Raw genomic sequence first — 19,035 nt, forward strand, 5'->3', positions numbered from 1 at the left:
TGAAGATTAAACATGACTGAATCTTTTGCTCAACTGTTTGAAGAATCCTTAAAAGAAATCGAAACCCGTCCGGGTTCCATCGTTCGTGGTGTTGTTGTTGCTATCGACAAAGACGTAGTACTGGTTGACGCTGGTCTGAAATCTGAGTCCGCCATTCCGGCAGAGCAGTTCAAAAACGCCCAGGGCGAGCTGGAAATCCAGGTTGGTGACGAAGTTGACGTTGCTCTGGATGCAGTAGAAGACGGCTTCGGTGAAACCCTGCTGTCCCGTGAGAAAGCTAAACGTCACGAAGCTTGGATCACGCTGGAAAAAGCTTACGAAGAAGCTGCAACCGTTACTGGTGTTATCAATGGCAAAGTCAAGGGTGGCTTCACTGTTGAGCTGAATGGTATTCGCGCGTTCCTGCCGGGTTCCCTGGTAGACGTTCGTCCGGTCCGCGACACGCTGCACCTGGAAGGCAAAGAGCTTGAGTTCAAAGTCATCAAGCTGGATCAGAAGCGTAACAACGTTGTTGTTTCCCGTCGTGCCGTTATCGAATCCGAAAACAGCGCAGAACGCGATCAGCTGCTGGAAAACCTGCAGGAAGGCATGGAAGTTAAAGGTATCGTTAAGAACCTCACTGACTACGGTGCATTCGTTGATCTGGGTGGCGTTGACGGCCTGCTGCACATCACCGACATGGCATGGAAACGCGTTAAGCATCCGAGCGAAATCGTAAACGTTGGCGACGAAATCACTGTTAAAGTGCTGAAGTTCGACCGCGAGCGTACTCGTGTATCTCTGGGCCTGAAACAGCTGGGCGAAGATCCATGGGTAGCTATCGCTAAGCGTTATCCGGAAGGTACCAAACTGACTGGTCGCGTGACCAACCTGACCGACTACGGCTGCTTCGTTGAAATCGAAGAAGGCGTTGAAGGCCTGGTTCACGTTTCCGAAATGGATTGGACCAACAAAAACATCCACCCGTCCAAAGTTGTTAACGTTGGCGATGTAGTGGAAGTTATGGTTCTGGATATCGACGAAGAACGTCGTCGTATCTCCCTGGGTCTGAAGCAGTGCAAAAACAACCCATGGCAGCAGTTCGCGGAAACCCACAACAAGGGCGACCGTGTTGAAGGTAAAATCAAGTCTATCACTGACTTCGGTATCTTCATCGGCCTGGACGGCGGCATCGACGGCCTGGTTCACCTGTCTGACATCTCCTGGAACGTTGCAGGCGAAGAAGCAGTTCGTGAATACAAAAAAGGCGACGAAATCGCAGCAGTTGTTCTGCAGGTTGACGCAGAGCGTGAGCGTATCTCTCTGGGCGTTAAACAGCTCGCAGAAGATCCGTTCAACAACTGGGTTGCACTGAACAAGAAAGGCGCAATCGTAAACGGTAAAGTCACTGCAGTTGACGCTAAAGGCGCAACCGTAGAACTGGCTGACGGCGTTGAAGGTTACCTGCGCGCTTCTGAAGCTTCCCGTGACCGCGTTGAAGATGCAACTCTGGTTCTGAGCGTAGGCGACGACGTTGAAGCTAAATTCACCGGCGTTGATCGTAAGAACCGTGCAATCAGCCTGTCTGTTCGTGCTAAAGACGAAGCTGATGAGAAAGATGCAATCGCAACTGTTAACAAACAGGAAGATGCAAACTTCTCTAACAACGCAATGGCTGAAGCTTTCAAAGCAGCTAAAGGCGAGTAATATCAAGTTCTCTAAATCCTTTGTGCCGTTAACAGCACAAAGGGTGACGAGTAGCTTGACAGATTACAGGATTCGTCCTGTAATCAATGACAAAGGGCGGCTACGGCCGCCCTTAATCAATGCAGCAGCTAATTATGCCTTTAAGGAACCGGAGGAATCATGACCAAGTCAGAATTGATTGAAAGACTTGCAACCCAGCAACCTCATATTCCCGCGAAAGCGGTTGAAGATGCAGTAAAAGAGATGCTGGAACATATGGCCTCGACTCTTGCGCAGGGCGAGCGTATTGAAATCCGCGGTTTCGGCAGCTTCTCTTTGCATTACCGCGCACCTCGCACCGGACGTAATCCGAAGACCGGCGATAAAGTGGATCTGGAAGGGAAATACGTTCCGCACTTTAAACCAGGTAAAGAACTGCGCGATCGCGCCAATATTTACGGTTAAGTTTTTAGCGAGACTTAACGCCGAGGAAAGCACCTGCATGGGTGCTTTTTTCATTTCTGCAGGCCCATACTGGAATCCCCATCCCAATTAATTCGCATGTTACATCCGCCGCCAAAGATCAGCGGAACGCGTGCCGTATAACAGTAAATTGTCGCCAGACAACCGTTGAGTATTACTACACACTCCCCGCAACAGGGAGGTATTGATGAAAATAACAACGGTGAGTACGTGTGCATTGTGCGGCATTCTTCCTCTGATGCTATTACCCGCGCTACCTGAGATGCTGAGCATCAGCGTTGTATTTTGTCTGGCATGTCTGCTCTGCCTTTTTCCCCACAAACATATGCGTTTCGCCGGGTTGACCCTGCTGTTTTTTCTTTGGGGAATAATGGCGGCGAAAGATGCACTTTGGGCGGGTAATACGCTTCCTGCTAAAAACCAGCAGGCAATTGTGCGCATAACCGGAACCGACAATATGACCACGCACTATGGTCAGATCACGCACCTGCAGGGGCGGCGAATCTTTCCTGCGCAAGGAATTGTGCTGTATGGGCAGTACCTGCCCGGCGACGTTTGCGCGGGCCAGACATGGGCGATGACGCTGAAAGTTCGCGCCGTACACGGTCAATTAAATGAGGGAGGGTTTGACAGTCAACGTTATGCGTTAGCACAGCATCAGCCGCTGACGGGACGGTTCTTACAGGCTTCAGTCATTGCGCCACACTGTAGTTTACGTTCGCGATATCTTGCCTCGCTGAAAATGGCACTTGCCAACTATCCCTGGCAGCAGGTCATACTGGGGCTGGGAATGGGAGAGCGCTTGTCCGTGTCACAAGAGGTAAAAGCCATTATGCGTGATACCGGCACGGCGCATTTGATGGCTATCTCCGGGCTGCATATTGCGTTTGCCGCACTTTTGGCGGGAGGACTGATTCGCGGTGGACAATTTTTTATGCCAACCAGATGGATTTGCTGGCAGGTTCCATTGATTGGCGGGATTATCTGCGCGACATTTTATGCATGGTTAACGGGGCTTCAGCCTCCTGCATTGCGCACGATTGTCGCGCTGATGGTCTGGGGGGCGCTGAAGCTAAGCGGCAGGCAGTGGAGCGGATGGTCGGTCTGGGTCTGTTGCCTCGCAGCCATCGTGGTGGTGGATCCTCTCGCTATTCTGTCACAAAGTCTGTGGTTGTCTGCTTTTGCCGTCGCGGCGCTGATATTCTGGTATCAGTGGGTACCTTTACCTGCCTGGTCGCTCTCTCGCATTGGACGCGTACTGCTGGCGCTCGCTCATCTGCAACTGGGTATCACGATTCTGCTTTTGCCTGTGCAAATTTCGATGTTTCACGGCATAAGTCTGACTTCATTGGTGGCTAATATATTTGCCGTACCGCTGGTCACGTTTATTTCCGTACCGCTGATACTAGCCGGCATGCTCGTACATTTAACCGCTCTGGGAGGGCTGGAGTCGGGACTGTGGTATTTAGCCGATCGGTCTCTGGCGCTGTTATTTGGGGGACTTAATGCTCTGCCCCAAGGCTGGATTAACATAGATGCCCGCTGGCAATGGCTTGCATTGGCACCTGGGCTGATGCTCATCGCATGGCGACTGAATGCCTGGCGTACTCTACCGATGCTTTGTTTCACGGCGCTATTTTTGCTGAGTGAACCGCTCTGGCGAGCGCCACGCACGGACGCATGGCAAGTGCATATGCTGGACGTCGGGCAGGGACTGGCGATGGTGATCGCCCGCAATGGAAAAGCGATTCTTTATGATACGGGTCTGGCATGGCCTGAGGGCGATAGCGCGCAGCAACTGATCATTCCCTGGTTACGCTGGCACAACCTCGAGCCTGAAGGGGTTATTTTAAGTCACGAGCATATGGATCATCGGGGAGGGTTGCGCTCGCTGCAACAAGCATGGCTATTCTTATGGATAAGAAGCCCACTGGGCTGGAAAGGTCATCTCCCGTGTTTTCGCGGGGAACGCTGGCAATGGCAAGGATTAACGTTCAGTGCGCATTGGCCGGTGCGCGGAAATACAGCGCAAGGGAATAACCAATCCTGCGTGGTTAAAGTCGATGACGGACATCAGAGTATTCTTCTGACCGGGGATATTGAGTCTCCCGCTGAACAAAAAATGCTAAGTCACTACTGGTCGCATCTGCAGGCTACTGTTATGCAGGTTCCACACCATGGCAGCAATACATCATCATCACTGGCGTTGATTCAGCGAGTTGGCGGACAGGCGGCATTAGCCTCGGCATCCCGTTATAATGCCTGGCGACTGCCTTCCTGGAAGGTGAAGCGGCGCTATCGGCAACAAGATTATCAATGGCTGGATACGCCACATCAGGGGCAGATTACGCTGGATTTTTACCCGAAAACCTGGCAAATACGCAGCATGCGGGATCAGATTTTACCCCGTTGGTATCATCAGTGGTTTGGCGTGTCGGAGGATAACGGGTAGAATATGCGGCTATTCTAACAAATGCTGGTTTTTTGAATGCATAACGATAAAGATCTCTCTACGTGGCAGACGTTTCGCCGACTATGGCCAACCATAGCGCCTTTTAAATCGGGTCTGATCGTGGCGGGTATAGCGTTAATCCTTAACGCGGCCAGCGATACCTTCATGTTATCGCTCCTTAAGCCATTACTGGATGATGGTTTTGGTAAAACTGACCGCTCGGTGCTGTTGTGGATGCCGCTGGTGGTCATTGGGCTGATGATAGTTCGTGGCTTAACCAGCTATGTCTCCAGCTACTGTATCTCATGGGTGTCAGGCAAAGTGGTTATGACCATGCGCCGCCGCCTGTTTGGTCACATGATGGGCATGCCAGTCTCCTTTTTTGATAAACAGTCTACAGGTACGTTGCTGTCACGTATTACCTATGATTCAGAACAGGTTGCGTCATCGTCTTCCGGCGCGCTGATCACCGTGGTACGTGAAGGGGCGTCAATTATTGGCCTGTTCATCATGATGTTCTATTACAGCTGGCAGCTGTCATTGATCCTGATAGTACTGGCGCCAATTGTGTCAGTGGCGATTCGTGTGGTTTCTAAGCGCTTTCGTAGCATCAGTAAAAATATGCAAAACACCATGGGGCAGGTTACGACCAGTGCGGAGCAGATGCTGAAAGGCCACAAAGAAGTTCTGATTTTTGGTGGTCAGGAAGTCGAAACCAAACGCTTTGATAAAGTCAGCAACAAGATGCGTTTACAGGGGATGAAAATGGTTTCCGCCTCTTCTATCTCCGATCCTATCATCCAGTTGATTGCGTCTCTGGCTCTGGCCTTCGTGTTATATGCAGCCAGTTTCCCAAGCGTCATGGAAAACCTGACGGCAGGGACCATTACCGTTGTCTTCTCGTCAATGATCGCGCTGATGCGTCCGTTGAAATCGTTGACTAACGTCAACGCGCAGTTCCAGCGTGGTATGGCGGCATGCCAGACCTTATTTACGATTCTGGATAGCGAACAGGAGAAAGACGAAGGTAAACGTGTTATCGAACGCGCTACCGGCGATCTGGAATTCCGCAATGTGACCTTTACTTATCCAGGACGTGAAGCCCCTGCGCTGCGTAACATCAACCTGAATATTCCGGCGGGCAAAACTGTCGCTCTGGTGGGGCGTTCGGGTTCAGGTAAATCCACCATCGCCAGCCTGATCACGCGCTTCTACGATATCGATGAAGGGCAGATTCTGATGGACGGACACGATCTGCGCGAATATACCCTCGCATCCCTGCGCGATCAGGTTGCTTTGGTTTCGCAGAATGTGCACCTGTTTAACGATACGGTTGCCAATAACATCGCCTACGCGCGTACCGATTTATACAGTCGCGAACAGATCGAAAAAGCGGCGCAGATGGCCTATGCCATGGATTTCATCAATAAGATGGATAATGGTCTGGATACGGTGATTGGCGAAAATGGCGTACTGCTTTCCGGTGGACAGCGCCAACGTATCGCTATCGCCCGTGCCTTACTGCGTGACAGTCCGATCCTGATCCTTGATGAAGCTACGTCGGCTCTCGATACTGAATCCGAACGCGCGATTCAGGCGGCACTGGATGAGCTACAGAAAAACCGTACTTCTCTGGTCATTGCACACCGTCTTTCTACCATTGAACAGGCGGATGAAATCATCGTGGTGGAAGACGGGGTGATTGTTGAGCGCGGAACCCATAACGAGCTGATTGAGCAACGCGGCGTGTATGCGCAATTACACAAAATGCAATTTGGTCAATGATCGCACGTATCTGGTCTGGTGAATCGCCGCTGTGGCGCTTATTACTTCCACTCTCCTGGCTGTATGGCCTGGTGAGTGGGGGGATCCGCTTATGCTACAAACTTGGGCTCAAGCGCGCATGGCGCGCGCCGGTACCAGTGGTCGTAGTGGGAAACCTTACCGCAGGCGGGAACGGTAAAACGCCGGTGGTGATTTGGCTGGTTGAACGACTACAGCAACGTGGTATCCGCGTAGGCGTGGTTTCTCGTGGTTATGGCGGAAAAGCCGCGGCTTACCCGCTGTTGCTGACAACGGATACCACGACTGCAGAAGCGGGTGATGAACCTGTGCTCATCTACCAGCGTACCGGCGTGCCTGTAGCGGTCTCTCCGAACAGAGCGGATGCGGTAAAAGCTATTTTGGCGCATCATGATGTGCAGATTATTGTGACGGACGATGGTCTGCAGCACTATCGTCTGGCGCGAGATGTTGAAATCGTGGTGATTGACGGCGAGCGTCGGTTTGGCAATGGCTGGTGGCTTCCTGCCGGTCCAATGCGGGAACGCGCAGGTCGGCTTAAGTCGGTGGATGCGACAATCGTTAACGGCGGCAGTCCACAGCCGGGGGAGATCCCCATGCGACTTGAACCAGGGCTGGCCGTTAATTTACGCACAGGTGAACGCCGTGATGTGGCACAGCTAACCAATATTGTCGCCATGGCGGGTATTGGTCATCCGCCACGTTTTTTTGCCACGCTTGAAGCGTGTGGCGTCAAACCGCAAAAATGTATTGCGCTGGCAGATCATCAATCTCTGACCTACAGTGACGTCAGTGCGTTTTCAGACGCAGGGCAAACGCTGGTGATGACGGAAAAAGATGCGGTTAAATGCCGCGCATTTGCTGATGATAACTGGTGGTATTTACCTGTGGACGCACATTTGTCAGGCGAACGGCCTGATGTGTTGCTGGATAGCTTAATCTCGCTGACTCGCTAACGGATTCAAGCTGCGGCAGCGAATCATTTATGAGGTCATAAATGTCGTTGCCGCACCTTTCTCTGACGGATGCTCGTCATCTTCACCTTGCCGCTCAAGGTCTGCTGAAAAAAACACGCCGCCGGGCATCTCCTGCCGATATTCTTGTCACCATTTCGCGCATGTCTTTATTGCAAATCGATACCATCAATATTGTGGCGCGCAGTCCTTACCTAGTGCTGTTCAGTCGTTTAGGGGATTATTCCCCGCAATGGCTGGATGACTCGCTACGGCAGGGTGAACTGATGGAGTACTGGGCGCACGAGGCCTGCTTTATGCCGCGCAGTGACTTTATGCTGATACGCCACCGCATGCTGGCGCCGGAGAAAATGGGCTGGAAATATAAAGCGGCGTGGATGGCAGAACATGCCCATGAGATTGAGAAGTTACTCCAGCATATCCATCATAATGGGCCGGTACGCTCAGCCGATTTTGAACATCCCCGTAAGGGGGCTAACGGTTGGTGGGAATGGAAGCCGCATAAGCGACACCTTGAAGGACTGTTTACTGCCGGGAAAGTCATGGTGGTGGAGCGGCGTAATTTCCAGCGAGTCTATGATTTAACCCATCGCGTCATGCCGCATTGGGATGATGAACGTGACAGGCTTTCACAAGAGGAAGCCGAAATTGTCATGCTGGACAACAGCGCCCGTAGTCTGGGGATTTTTCGCGAACAGTGGTTGGCAGACTACTATCGTTTGAAGCGTTCGGGATTAAAAAACTGGTGTGATGTGCGCAAGGAACAGCAACAAATTATTCCGGTCGACGTTGAAGGGCTGGGAACCCTGTGGTTGCATAGCGATCTTCAACCGCTGCTTGAGCAGGCATTGGCGGGTAAATTAACAGCAACGCATAGCACGGTTTTATCGCCGTTTGATCCGGTGGTCTGGGATCGTAAACGGGCAGAGCAGCTATTCGATTTTAGCTATCGGCTGGAATGTTATACGCCAGCAGAGAAACGACAATACGGTTATTTTGTCCTGCCTTTACTGCATCATGGCCAGTTAGTGGGGCGGATGGATGCCAAAATGCACCGTAAAACAGGTGTACTGGAGGTGATTTCGCTATGGTTACAGGATGGGGTCAAACCTGGCGTTACTCTGCAAAAAGGGTTATTCCAGGCGATTGATGATTTTGCCCGCTGGCAGCAGGCAACGCGCGTGACGCTGGGGCGCTGCCCTGAAGGTATATTTGCTGGCGTACGTCATGGTTGGGAAATAGCCCCAGCCCGTTAAGCGATTATGTTAATATTTACGGATTCACAATCCGGTCCATCTGGAGGAACTATGGATCATCGTCTGCTTGAAATCATTGCCTGCCCGGTATGCAATGGCAAACTCTGGTTTAACCAGGAAAAACAGGAACTAATTTGTAAACCGGATAACCTTGCTTTCCCACTGCGTGATGGCATTCCCGTTTTACTGGAAACCGAAGCTCGCGTTCTGACTGCGGATGAGAGTAAATCATGAGTTTTGTGGTCATTATTCCTGCGCGTTATGCGTCCACCCGTTTGCCGGGCAAGCCGCTGCTGGATATCAACGGCAAGCCGATGATCGTGCATGTGCTGGAGCGTGCGCGTGAATCTGGCGCTGAGCGCATTATCGTTGCCACCGATCATGAAGATGTCGCTCGTGCGGTAGAAGCGGTGGGAGGGGAAGTTTGCATGACCCGGGCCGATCACCAGTCTGGTACCGAGCGTCTGGCGGAAGTCGTCGAGAAATGTGGCTTTAGCGATGATACCGTTATTGTGAACGTTCAGGGTGATGAGCCGATGATCCCAGCGGTCATTATTCGTCAGGTGGCCGAAAATCTGGCGCAACGCCAGGTTGGCATGGCGACCCTTGCGGCTCCCATTCATAGTGCGGAAGAAGCATTTAATCCGAATGCGGTTAAAGTCGTTCTGGACAGCGAAGGCTATGCGCTCTATTTTTCGCGCGCAACGATTCCCTGGGATCGCGACCGTTTTGCCAAAAGCCTGGAAACGGTAGGCGATACCTTCCTGCGTCACCTCGGTATTTACGGTTATCGCGCCGGTTTTATTCGCCGCTATGTTAACTGGCAGCCCAGCCCGCTTGAGCATATTGAAATGCTGGAGCAACTGCGTGTGCTGTGGTACGGCGAAAAAATTCACGTGGCCGTCGCTAAAGAAGTACCGGGTACAGGCGTAGACACTGCTGAGGATCTTGAGCGCGTTCGCGCTGAAATGCGTTAGTTTTTCTCATGGCACTCCACCCATAATACCGCCTATTTTTGGGAGGAGTGTCGTATCGTTACGTTTTCCCTGTGCTTTTCTTTTCATCAATTGATCTCATCCGGGTGACATCTGTCTGCGCGACGCTCATTATGAAAGCAGTAGCTTTTATGAGGGCAATCTGAAATGGAACAGTTGCGTGCCGAACTCAGCCATCTGCTGGGTGAAAAACTCAGTCGTATTGAATGCGTGAATGAAAAAGTGGATACCGCCCTGTGGTCACTGTACGACAGTCAGGGTAATCCGATGCCGCTGATGGCGAGAAGTTTCACCACGCCGGGGATGGCGCAGCAGCTGGCATGGAAAACCTCCATGCTGGCGCGTAGTGGCACGGTACGTATGCCGGTCATTTATGGCGTCTTAACGCATGAGGAGCATCCCGGTCCTGATGTGCTCCTGCTTGAGCGTTTACGTGGCGTGCCGGTGGAAGCGCCTGCCCGAACGCCCGAGCGCTGGGAACATTTAAAAGATCAAATCGTAGAAGGTTTGCTGTCATGGCATCGGCAGGACAGCCGCGGCTGCGTGGGAGCGGTGGATAACACGCAAGAGAACATCTGGCCGTCCTGGTATCGCCAGCGTGTCGAGGTATTGTGGAGCACGTTGAATCAGTTCAACAATACTGGGCTGACGATGCAGGACAAGCGGATTCTGTTCCGCACCCGTGAATGTTTACCCGACTTATTTGCCGGATTTAATGATAACTGCGTGCTGATCCACGGCAATTTCAGTTTACGCAGCATGCTCAAAGATGCTCGTAGCGATCAGCTCCTGGCGATGGTGGGACCGGGCTTGATGCTATGGGCGCCAAGAGAATATGAATTGTTCCGCTTAATGGATAATGCGCTGGCGGAAAGCCTGCTTTGGCAATATCTGCAACGCGCGCCAGTGGCGGAGTCATTCATCTGGCGGCGCTGGTTGTATGTGTTATGGGATGAGGTGGCACAACTGGTCAATACCGGACGCTTTAATCGTTCCAACTTTGATCTGGCGACAAAATCCCTGCTGCCGTGGCTCGCCTGATCAACACGTGAACACCGTATCCGGCCTGGAATTCTGCGCTGACCCGTAGGCCTGATAAGACGCGATAGTGTCGCCATCAGGCAATATTTCGGTCAATGTTCAGCTCCCTTCAGCCACTGCCAGATGCGCCCCAGCGTTTCGTATCCGGCACGATCGCTGTGCATCAGCCAGACCGGCGAGGGAATTGCCCGCTCCCATGGATTAAGCGGGGAATCAATCGCTAACTGATTGGCAGGTGCTGGCAGCGGATGTAGCCCGGCCTGCTGGAAGAAAATCATGGCACGCGGTAAGTGCGATGCGGAGGTCACCAGCAGAAACGGCGCGTTGCCGATGGTCTGCTTTACTGCCGCTGCTTCTTCTTCAGTATCTTTGGGTTGATCCAGCGTGATGATGTCACCCGCCGGCACCCCCAGCGACTTTGCTACGCGGGCGCCAGCTTCCGCGGTACTAACGTTATTCGTTTTTGCGGCGGCACCGGTAAAGATAAGCTTCGACCCTGGATTCGCGCGCCATAGGCGAATACCTTCATTCAGGCGCGGAAGGCTATTGTTAATCAGGTTTGAACTCGGCGCCCACTGAGGGTTCCAGGTATATCCCCCGCCCAGCACCACAATGTATTCCACTTTTTGCGTATCCTGCCAGGTGGGATAGCTGTCCTCAATGGGCTTCAGCAGACTGTCGGCGACGGGTTGTAAACTCAGGAGTAATAGCGCCAGCCAACTCAGGCTGATACACACTTTCCCTGTTTTTTGAAAGCGGCTAAACCAGACCAGCGCCAGGCCAATACCCATCATTGTTAGCATCAGCGGAAGCGGCAGCATCATACCGCCAATCACTTTCTTCAGCGTAAAAAGCATCCTTTTTGGTTCCTTTTTTAACCATACAGCAGGGGATCTGCAGGGATATTACACCAGGAAGGTTCATTCTCGGCGCGGGTGTGACAAAATAGCGGTTTTACTTAGTCACCCTAAAGCCAGTATGTGGAGAGCCCGATGCGGGATCGCAATTTTGATGACATTGCAGAAAAGTTTTCCCGTAACATTTACGGCACCACCAAAGGCCAATTAAGACAGGCTATTCTTTGGCAGGATTTGGATCGATTATTGGCGACATTCGGCGAGCAACAATTGCATATTCTGGATGCCGGCGGCGGTGAAGGGCAAACGGCCATCAAGATGGCGGAACGTGGGCACTTCGTGACATTATGCGATCTGTCAGGCGAAATGATCGCCCGTGCGCGACAGGCGGCAGAGGCAAAAGGTGTGAGCGGAAACATGCATTTCATACAATGCGCCGCTCAGGACGTTACTGCGCATTTGGAAACCCCGGTTGATCTGATATTGTTTCATGCTGTGCTGGAATGGGTGACGGATCCCGTCAGCGTGTTGCAGACGCTGTGGTCAGTATTGCGTCCCGGCGGCGCGCTGTCGTTAATGTTCTACAATGCTAACGGTCTGTTGATGCATAACATGGTCGCAGGGAACTTTGACTATGTGCAGGTGGGGATGCCGAAACGTAAAAAGCGTACGCTTTCACCGGACTACCCACGCGATCCGGGGCAGGTTTACCAGTGGCTGGAACAGATCGGTTGGCAGATAACAAGTAAAACGGGCGTCCGAGTGTTTCATGACTATCTGCGGGATAAGCATAAACAACATGACGACTATGAAATGTTACTTGAGTTAGAAACGCGCTATTGCCGCCAGGAACCGTATATCAGCCTTGGGCGCTATATTCATGTCACCGCGATTAAAAGTCCGGCCCGAGCCGCAGATGCAAGGATAACCTATGAGTGAATTTTCCCAGACAGTCCCCGAACTGGTTGCCTGGGCCAGAAAAAATGACTTCTCCATCTCTCTGCCGGTAGACAGACTTTCGTTCCTGCTGGCGGTCGCCACTCTGAACGGCGAGCGACTTGACGGCGAGATGAGTGAAGGTGAGCTGGTGGATGCGTTCCGCCATGTGAGTGATGCGTTTGAGCAAACCAGCGAAACCATTGGCGTACGTGCTAACAACGCGATTAACGATATGGTGCGTCAACGTCTGCTGAACCGCTTTACCAGCGAGCAGGCGGAAGGCAATGCCATATATCGTTTAACGCCGCTCGGGATTGGCATCACGGATTACTACATACGTCAGCGCGAATTCTCTACGCTGCGTCTTTCAATGCAACTGTCGATTGTTGCAGGCGAACTGAAGCGCGCGGCGGATGCGGCAGCGGAAGGCGGCGATGAGTTCCACTGGCATCGCAATGTTTACGCGCCATTGAAATATTCGGTGGCGGAGATTTTCGACAGTATCGATCTCACCCAGCGCATCATGGATGAACAGCAGCAGCAGGTGAAAGACGATATCGCGCAGTTGCTGAACAAAGACTGGCGGGCGGCGATTTCCAGCTGTGAACTGCTGCTTTCTGAAACTTCCGGGACGCTGCGCGAACTGCAGGATACGTTGGAAGCGGCGGGGGATAAGCTACAGGCAAACCTGCTACGAATCCAGGATGCCACGATGGCGCATGACGATTTGCATTTTGTCGACAGACTGGTGTTTGACTTACAAAGTAAGCTCGACCGTATTATCAGTTGGGGCCAGCAGTCTATTGATTTGTGGATCGGTTACGATCGCCATGTGCATAAGTTTATCCGTACCGCGATTGATATGGATAAAAACCGCGTCTTTGCCCAGCGTTTGCGCCAGTCCGTGCAGACTTATTTTGACGATCCATGGGCGCTGACTTATGCCAACGCCGACCGTCTGCTGGATATGCGTGATGAAGAGATGGTCCTGCGTGACGAAGAGGTCACCGGTGAGCTTCCGACAGATCTGGAATATGAAGAATTTAACGAGATCCGTGAGCAACTGGCGGCGATCATCGAAGAACAGTTGGCTATCTACAAATCCAGACAAACGCCACTGGATCTCGGTTTGGTAGTGCGCGAGTATCTGGCGCAATATCCACGTGCGCGTCACTTCGACGTCGCGCGTATTGTTATCGATCAGGCGGTACGTCTTGGCGTAGCGCAAGCAGATTTCACCGGACTGCCAGCCAAATGGCAGCCGATTAATGATTACGGAGCCAAGGTACAGGCGCATGTCATTGACAAATATTGAACAAGTGATGCCGGTAAAGCTGGCGCAGGCGCTGGCGAATCCGTTATTTCCGGCGCTGGATAGCGCCTTACGTTCGGGCCGACATATCGGCCTGGATGAACTGGATAATCATGCCTTCCTGATGGATTTTCAGGAATATTTTGAAGAATTTTACAGCCGCTATAACGTGGAACTGATCCGCGCGCCGGAAGGATTCTTCTACCTTCGTCCGCGTTCAACGACGCTCATTCCGCGTTCGGTTCTGTCCGAACTGGACATGATGGTGGGTAAAATTCTTTGCTATCTCTATCTCAGCCCGGAACGCCTGGCGAATGAAGGGATTTTTACCCAGCAAGAGTTATACGACGAGTTGTTGACGCTGGCGGATGAAGCGAAACTGCTGAAGCTGGTGAACAATCGTTCAACCGGTTCGGACGTTGACCGTCAAAAGTTACAGGAAAAGGTACGTTCTTCGCTAAACCGTCTGCGTCGCTTAGGCATGGTGTGGTTTCTGGGTCACGACAGCAGCAAATTCCGTATTACGGAATCGGTCTTCCGCTTTGGCGCGGACGTACGCACCGGTGACGATCCGCGTGAAGCCCAGCGTCGCTTAATTCGTGATGGCGAAGCGATGCCGGTCGAGAACCGCCTGCAGCTTAACGATGAGCCCGAAGAGAATCAGCCGGACAGTGGAGAAGAAGAATAATGATTGAACGCGGTAAATTTCGCTCACTTACGCTGATTAACTGGAATGGCTTTTTTGCCCGTACGTTCGACCTGGATGAATTGGTCACCACGCTGTCCGGTGGTAACGGTGCGGGTAAATCCACGACCATGGCGGCATTTGTTACGGCGCTCATCCCGGATTTAACCCTGCTGCATTTCCGTAATACCACCGAAGCTGGTGCGACCAGCGGTTCACGTGACAAAGGTCTGCACGGTAAGCTGAAGGCGGGGGTCTGTTACTCAATGCTCGACGTCCTCAACTCCCGCCATCAGCGCGTGGTTGTCGGCGTTCGTCTGCAACAGGTTGCCGGTCGCGATCGTAAAGTAGATATCAAGCCGTTTGCCATTCAGGGGCTGCCGATGTCGGTGCAGCCCACTCAGTTGGTTACGGAAACGCTGAACGAACGCCAGGCGCGCGTCCTGTCTCTCCCTGAGCTGAAAGAGAAGCTTGATGAGATGGAAGGCGTGCAGTTTAAGCAGTTCAACTCGATAACGGATTATCACTCGCTGATGTTCGATCTGGGCATCATTGCCCGTCGTCTGCGCTCTGCGTCCGATCGTAGTAAATTCTATCGTCTGATTGAAGCCTCGCTGTATGGCGGTATCTCCAGCGCTATTACTCGCTCGCTGCGTGATTACCTGCTGCCAGAAAACAGCGGCGTACGCAAAGCGTTCCAGGATATGGAAGCCGCGCTGCGTGAAAACCGCATGACCCTGGAAGCGATTCGCGTAACTCAGTCTGACCGCGATCTGTTTAAGCATTTGATCAGCGAAGCGACCAACTACGTGGCAGCGGATTATATGCGCCATGCCAACGAGCGCCGTATTCATCTGGATAAAGCGCTGGAATATCGTCGTGAACTGCATACCTCACGCAAGCAGTTGGCTGCTGAGCAGTATAAGCACGTGGATATGGCGCGCGAACTGGGCGAGCACAACGGCGCGGAAGGCGATCTGGAAGCTGATTACCAGGCGGCGAGCGATCACCTCAATCTGGTGCAAACCGCGCTGCGTCAGCAGGAAAAAATTGAACGCTATGAAGCGGATCTCGAGGAATTACAGATCCGTCTCGAAGAACAAAATGAGGTCGTCGCGGAAGCCGTTGACCGCCAGGATGAAAACGAAGCCCGCGCGGAAGCCGCTGAGCTGGAAGTGGATGAGCTGAAAAGTCAGCTTGCCGATTATCAGCAGGCGCTGGATGTCCAGCAAACGCGAGCTATCCAGTATACCCAGGCGATTCAGGCGTTAAGCCGGGCCAAAGAGTTGTGCCACTTACCGGATCTGACAGCCGACAGCGCTGCCGAATGGCTGGAAACCTTCCAGGCCAAAGAGCAGGAAGCCACAGAAAAACTGTTGACGCTGGAACAAAAAATGAGCGTGGCGCAAACCGCGCACAGCCAGTTCGAACAGGCTTATCAGTTGGTGGCGGCGATTAACGGCCCACTGGCGCGTGGTGAGGCCTGGAGCGTGGCGCGTGAACTGCTGCGGGAAGGCGTTGAGCAGCGTCACCTGGCGGAACAGGTTCAGCCGTTGCGTATGCGTCTTAGCGAACTGGAGCAGCGTCTGCGCGAGCAGCAGGACGCCGAGCGGCTGCTGGCTGAATTCTGCAAACGCCAGGGCAAACAGTTCGATATCGATGAACTGGAAGCGCTGCATCAGGAGCTGGAAGCGCGCATCGCCGCCTTGTCGGACAGCGTATCGTCAGCCAGTGAACAGCGAATGACGCTGCGTCAGGAACAGGAACAACTGCAGTCGCGTATCCAGCATTTGATGAAACGCGCGCCGGTCTGGCTGGCCGCGCAAAATAGCCTGAATCAACTTAGCGAACAATGCGGCGAAGAGTTTACCTCCAGCCAGGACGTGACCGAGTATTTGCAGCAATTGCTGGAGCGCGAGCGTGAAGCCATTGTTGAGCGCGATGAAGTTGGCGCGCGCAAAAACGCGGTTGATGAAGAAATTGAACGTTTAAGTCAGCCGGGCGGGGCGGAAGATCAGCGTCTGAACGCGTTGGCGGAACGCTTCGGCGGCGTGCTGCTGTCTGAAATTTATGACGACGTTAGCCTTGAAGATGCGCCGTACTTCTCCGCGCTGTACGGTCCGTCGCGCCATGCTATCGTGGTGCCGGATCTGTCGCTGATTACCGAACAGCTTGAAGGACTGACGGATTGTCCGGAAGATCTCTATTTTATCGAAGGGGATCCGCAGTCGTTTGATGACAGCGTTTTCAGCGTTGATGAGCTGGAAAAAGCGGTGGTGGTGAAAACCGCCGAACGTCAGTGGCGTTATTCCCGCTTCCCAACGGTGCCGATTTTTGGCCGCGCCGCGCGCGAAAGCCGTATCGAAACCCTGCATGCCGAGCGTGAAGGGCTGTCTGAACGTTTCGCCACGCTCTCTTTTGACGTCCAGAAAACCCAGCGTCTGCATCAGGCGTTCAGCCGCTTTATCGGCAGCCATTTGTCGGTGGCGTTTGAAGCCGATCCAGAAGCGGAGATTCGTCAGTTGAACAGCCGCCGCGTTGAGCTGGAGCGTGCGCTGACCAATCATGAAAATGATAACCAGCAAAGCCGTATGCAGTTTGAACAGGCGAAAGAGGGGGTTTCTGCGCTGAACCGCCTGCTGCCGCGTTTAAATCTGCTGGCCGATGAAACGCTTGCCGATCGCGTGGACGAAATTCGTGAGCGTCTGGATGAAGCTCAGGAAGCGGCGCGTTTTGTGCAGCAGCACGGCAATCAGTTAGCCAAACTGGAACCGATGGTTTCGGTTCTGCAAAATGACCCTGAGCAGTTTGAACAACTGAAGGAAGATTACGCCTATTCCCAGCAGATGCAGCGTGATGCGCGTCAGCAGGCGTTTGCGCTGACAGAGGTCGTACAACGTCGGGCGCACTTTAGCTATTCCGATTCAGCCGAAATGCTGAGCGGCAACAGCGATCTGAACGAAAAACTGCGCCAACGCCTGGAACAGGCGGAAGCTGAACGTACCCGAGCTCGTGAAGCGCTGCGCAGCCACGCCGCGCAGTTAAGCCAGTACAACCAGGTCATGGCGTCGCTGAAAAGCTCCTATGACACTAAAAAAGAACTGCTCAACGATTTACAACGTGAACTGCAGGATATCGGCGTTCGTGCTGACAGCGGTGCGGAAGAGCGTGCCCGTATTCGTCGGGATGAACTGCACGCGCAGCTCAGTAACAACCGTGCGCGCCGTAACCAGCTGGAAAAAGCGCTGACCTTCTGCGAAGCGGAGATGGACAACCTGACCCGCAAACTGCGCAAACTGGAACGCGATTATTTTGAGATGCGCGAACAGGTAGTCATGGCGAAAGCCGGCTGGTGTGCCGTGATGCGCATGGTGAAAGACAACGGTGTTGAACGCCGTCTGCACCGTCGCGAGCTGGCATATCTTTCTGGTGATGAACTGCGTTCGATGTCGGATAAGGCGCTCGGTGCGCTGCGTCTGGCGGTGGCGGATAACGAACACCTGCGTGATGTGTTGCGCATGTCTGAAGATCCGAAGCGCCCGGAGCGTAAAATTCAGTTCTTTGTCGCGGTTTATCAGCATCTGCGTGAACGTATTCGTCAGGATATTATTCGTACCGACGATCCGGTGGAAGCGATTGAACAGATGGAGATCGAACTGAGCCGTCTGACGGAAGAATTAACCTCGCGTGAACAGAAGCTGGCGATCAGCTCCCGCAGCGTGGCAAACATCATTCGTAAGACGATTCAGCGCGAACAAAACCGTATTCGTATGCTGAACCAGGGGCTGCAAAACGTGTCGTTTGGCCAGGTCAACAGTGTACGTCTGAATGTCAATGTGCGTGAAACGCATGCCACCTTGCTGGACGTACTTTCCGAGCAGCATGAACAGCACCAGGATCTGTTTAACAGCAACCGTCTGACCTTCTCTGAAGCACTGGCGAAGCTGTATCAGCGACTGAATCCGCAGATTGATATGGGGCAACGCACGCCGCAAACCATTGGTGAAGAGCTGCTGGACTACCGTAACTATCTGGAAATGGAAGTCGAGGTTAACCGTGGATCTGACGGTTGGCTGCGTGCTGAATCTGGCGCACTGTCCACCGGTGAAGCGATCGGGACCGGGATGTCTATTCTGGTGATGGTTGTGCAAAGCTGGGAAGACGAAGGTCGCAGACTGCGTGGGAAAGATATCTCGCCATGCCGACTGTTGTTCCTTGATGAAGCCGCACGACTTGATGCCCGCTCCATCGCGACCCTGTTTGAACTGTGCGAGCGTTTGCAGATGCAACTGATTATCGCGGCACCGGAAAACATCAGCCCGGAGAAAGGCACCACCTACAAACTGGTGCGTAAAGTCTTCCAGAACACCGAGCACGTTCACGTGGTGGGGCTACGCGGGTTTGCCCCGCAGTTACCTGAACCACTGCCGGGAACTGAAGACGCTTCCTCACAGGCAAGCTAACGAAGAAGGCGGCTAAATAGCCGCCTTCTGCTTTTCTGAAAAGCACGTAATGCCTGGTGTGATTTCTTTAGACTTCTTTACATTAGGTTAGGCAAAAACTATTTGATGTT

Annotated in this window: 14 protein-coding genes; 13 read left to right on the forward strand and 1 reads right to left on the reverse strand. The window is 52.9% G+C overall.

Annotated features, from left to right (window positions below; all coding sequences use genetic code 11):
- Positions 1–12 precede the first annotated feature (12 nt).
- From rpsA to OOJ59_RS03700, 9 genes are all read left to right on the forward strand, one after another.
- Positions 13–1,686, forward strand: coding sequence for a 30S ribosomal protein S1 (rpsA, locus tag OOJ59_RS03660; RefSeq protein WP_003035776.1), 1,674 nt, complete (start codon positions 13–15; stop codon positions 1,684–1,686).
- Positions 1,687–1,845: 159 nt separating this feature from the next.
- On the forward strand, positions 1,846–2,130 hold the full coding sequence (gene ihfB, locus OOJ59_RS03665) for an integration host factor subunit beta (protein WP_003035780.1): 285 nt from the start codon (positions 1,846–1,848) through the stop codon (positions 2,128–2,130).
- A 205-nt stretch (positions 2,131–2,335) separates the two neighbouring features.
- Positions 2,336–4,600 carry a ComEC family protein gene (locus tag OOJ59_RS03670; RefSeq protein WP_160956271.1) on the forward strand — a complete coding sequence of 755 codons (2,265 nt, stop codon included), beginning with the start codon at positions 2,336–2,338 and terminating at the stop codon, positions 4,598–4,600.
- A 36-nt stretch (positions 4,601–4,636) separates the two neighbouring features.
- A complete protein-coding gene (gene msbA / locus OOJ59_RS03675) occupies positions 4,637–6,385 on the forward strand; it encodes a lipid A ABC transporter ATP-binding protein/permease MsbA (protein WP_038639312.1) in 1,749 nt (582 codons plus the stop codon).
- Positions 6,382–7,359, forward strand: a complete 978-nt coding sequence (lpxK, locus tag OOJ59_RS03680; RefSeq protein ID WP_038639315.1) for a tetraacyldisaccharide 4'-kinase — start codon at positions 6,382–6,384, stop codon at positions 7,357–7,359. The genes msbA and lpxK overlap by 4 nt, the downstream gene beginning before the upstream one ends.
- 41 nt (positions 7,360–7,400) lie before the next feature.
- A complete protein-coding gene (locus OOJ59_RS03685) occupies positions 7,401–8,633 on the forward strand; it encodes a winged helix-turn-helix domain-containing protein (protein ID WP_160956272.1) in 1,233 nt (410 codons plus the stop codon).
- Positions 8,634–8,684: 51 nt separating this feature from the next.
- Positions 8,685–8,867 (forward strand): protein YcaR, encoded by a 183-nt coding sequence (gene ycaR, locus OOJ59_RS03690; protein WP_038639323.1) that lies wholly within the window; start codon positions 8,685–8,687, stop codon positions 8,865–8,867.
- The gene (kdsB, locus tag OOJ59_RS03695) at positions 8,864–9,610 is read left to right on the forward strand and encodes a 3-deoxy-manno-octulosonate cytidylyltransferase (RefSeq protein ID WP_038639327.1); all 747 of its coding nucleotides are present in this window, start codon (positions 8,864–8,866) and stop codon (positions 9,608–9,610) included. The genes ycaR and kdsB overlap by 4 nt, the downstream gene beginning before the upstream one ends.
- Before the next feature lie 165 nt (positions 9,611–9,775).
- On the forward strand, positions 9,776–10,669 hold the full coding sequence (locus OOJ59_RS03700; RefSeq protein WP_038639330.1) for a YcbJ family phosphotransferase: 894 nt from the start codon (positions 9,776–9,778) through the stop codon (positions 10,667–10,669).
- Between the two features lie 92 nt (positions 10,670–10,761).
- Here the strand turns inward: OOJ59_RS03700 and elyC are convergent, their stop codons facing one another.
- A complete protein-coding gene (gene elyC, locus OOJ59_RS03705) occupies positions 10,762–11,526 on the reverse strand; it encodes an envelope biogenesis factor ElyC (protein WP_160956273.1) in 765 nt (254 codons plus the stop codon).
- A gap of 135 nt (positions 11,527–11,661) precedes the next feature.
- Between elyC and cmoM the strand changes: the two genes are divergently transcribed.
- The 4 genes from cmoM to mukB are packed head-to-tail and all read left to right on the forward strand — an operon-like array spanning position 11,662 to position 18,925.
- Positions 11,662–12,465 (forward strand): tRNA uridine 5-oxyacetic acid(34) methyltransferase CmoM, encoded by an 804-nt coding sequence (gene cmoM, locus OOJ59_RS03710; RefSeq protein WP_069323253.1) that lies wholly within the window; start codon positions 11,662–11,664, stop codon positions 12,463–12,465.
- Positions 12,458–13,780 carry a chromosome partition protein MukF gene (mukF, locus tag OOJ59_RS03715; RefSeq protein WP_038639340.1) on the forward strand — a complete coding sequence of 441 codons (1,323 nt, stop codon included), beginning with the start codon at positions 12,458–12,460 and terminating at the stop codon, positions 13,778–13,780. The genes cmoM and mukF overlap by 8 nt, the downstream gene beginning before the upstream one ends.
- Positions 13,761–14,465, forward strand: coding sequence for a chromosome partition protein MukE (mukE, locus tag OOJ59_RS03720; RefSeq protein WP_038639343.1), 705 nt, complete (start codon positions 13,761–13,763; stop codon positions 14,463–14,465). The genes mukF and mukE overlap by 20 nt, the downstream gene beginning before the upstream one ends.
- Positions 14,465–18,925 carry a chromosome partition protein MukB gene (gene mukB, locus OOJ59_RS03725; RefSeq protein WP_038639346.1) on the forward strand — a complete coding sequence of 1,487 codons (4,461 nt, stop codon included), beginning with the start codon at positions 14,465–14,467 and terminating at the stop codon, positions 18,923–18,925. The genes mukE and mukB overlap by 1 nt, the downstream gene beginning before the upstream one ends.
- Positions 18,926–19,035: the final 110 nt, after the last annotated feature.

This window comes from Citrobacter sp. W9, from assembly GCF_026719375.1.
In the GTDB taxonomy this organism is placed as follows: domain Bacteria; phylum Pseudomonadota; class Gammaproteobacteria; order Enterobacterales; family Enterobacteriaceae; genus Citrobacter; species Citrobacter werkmanii.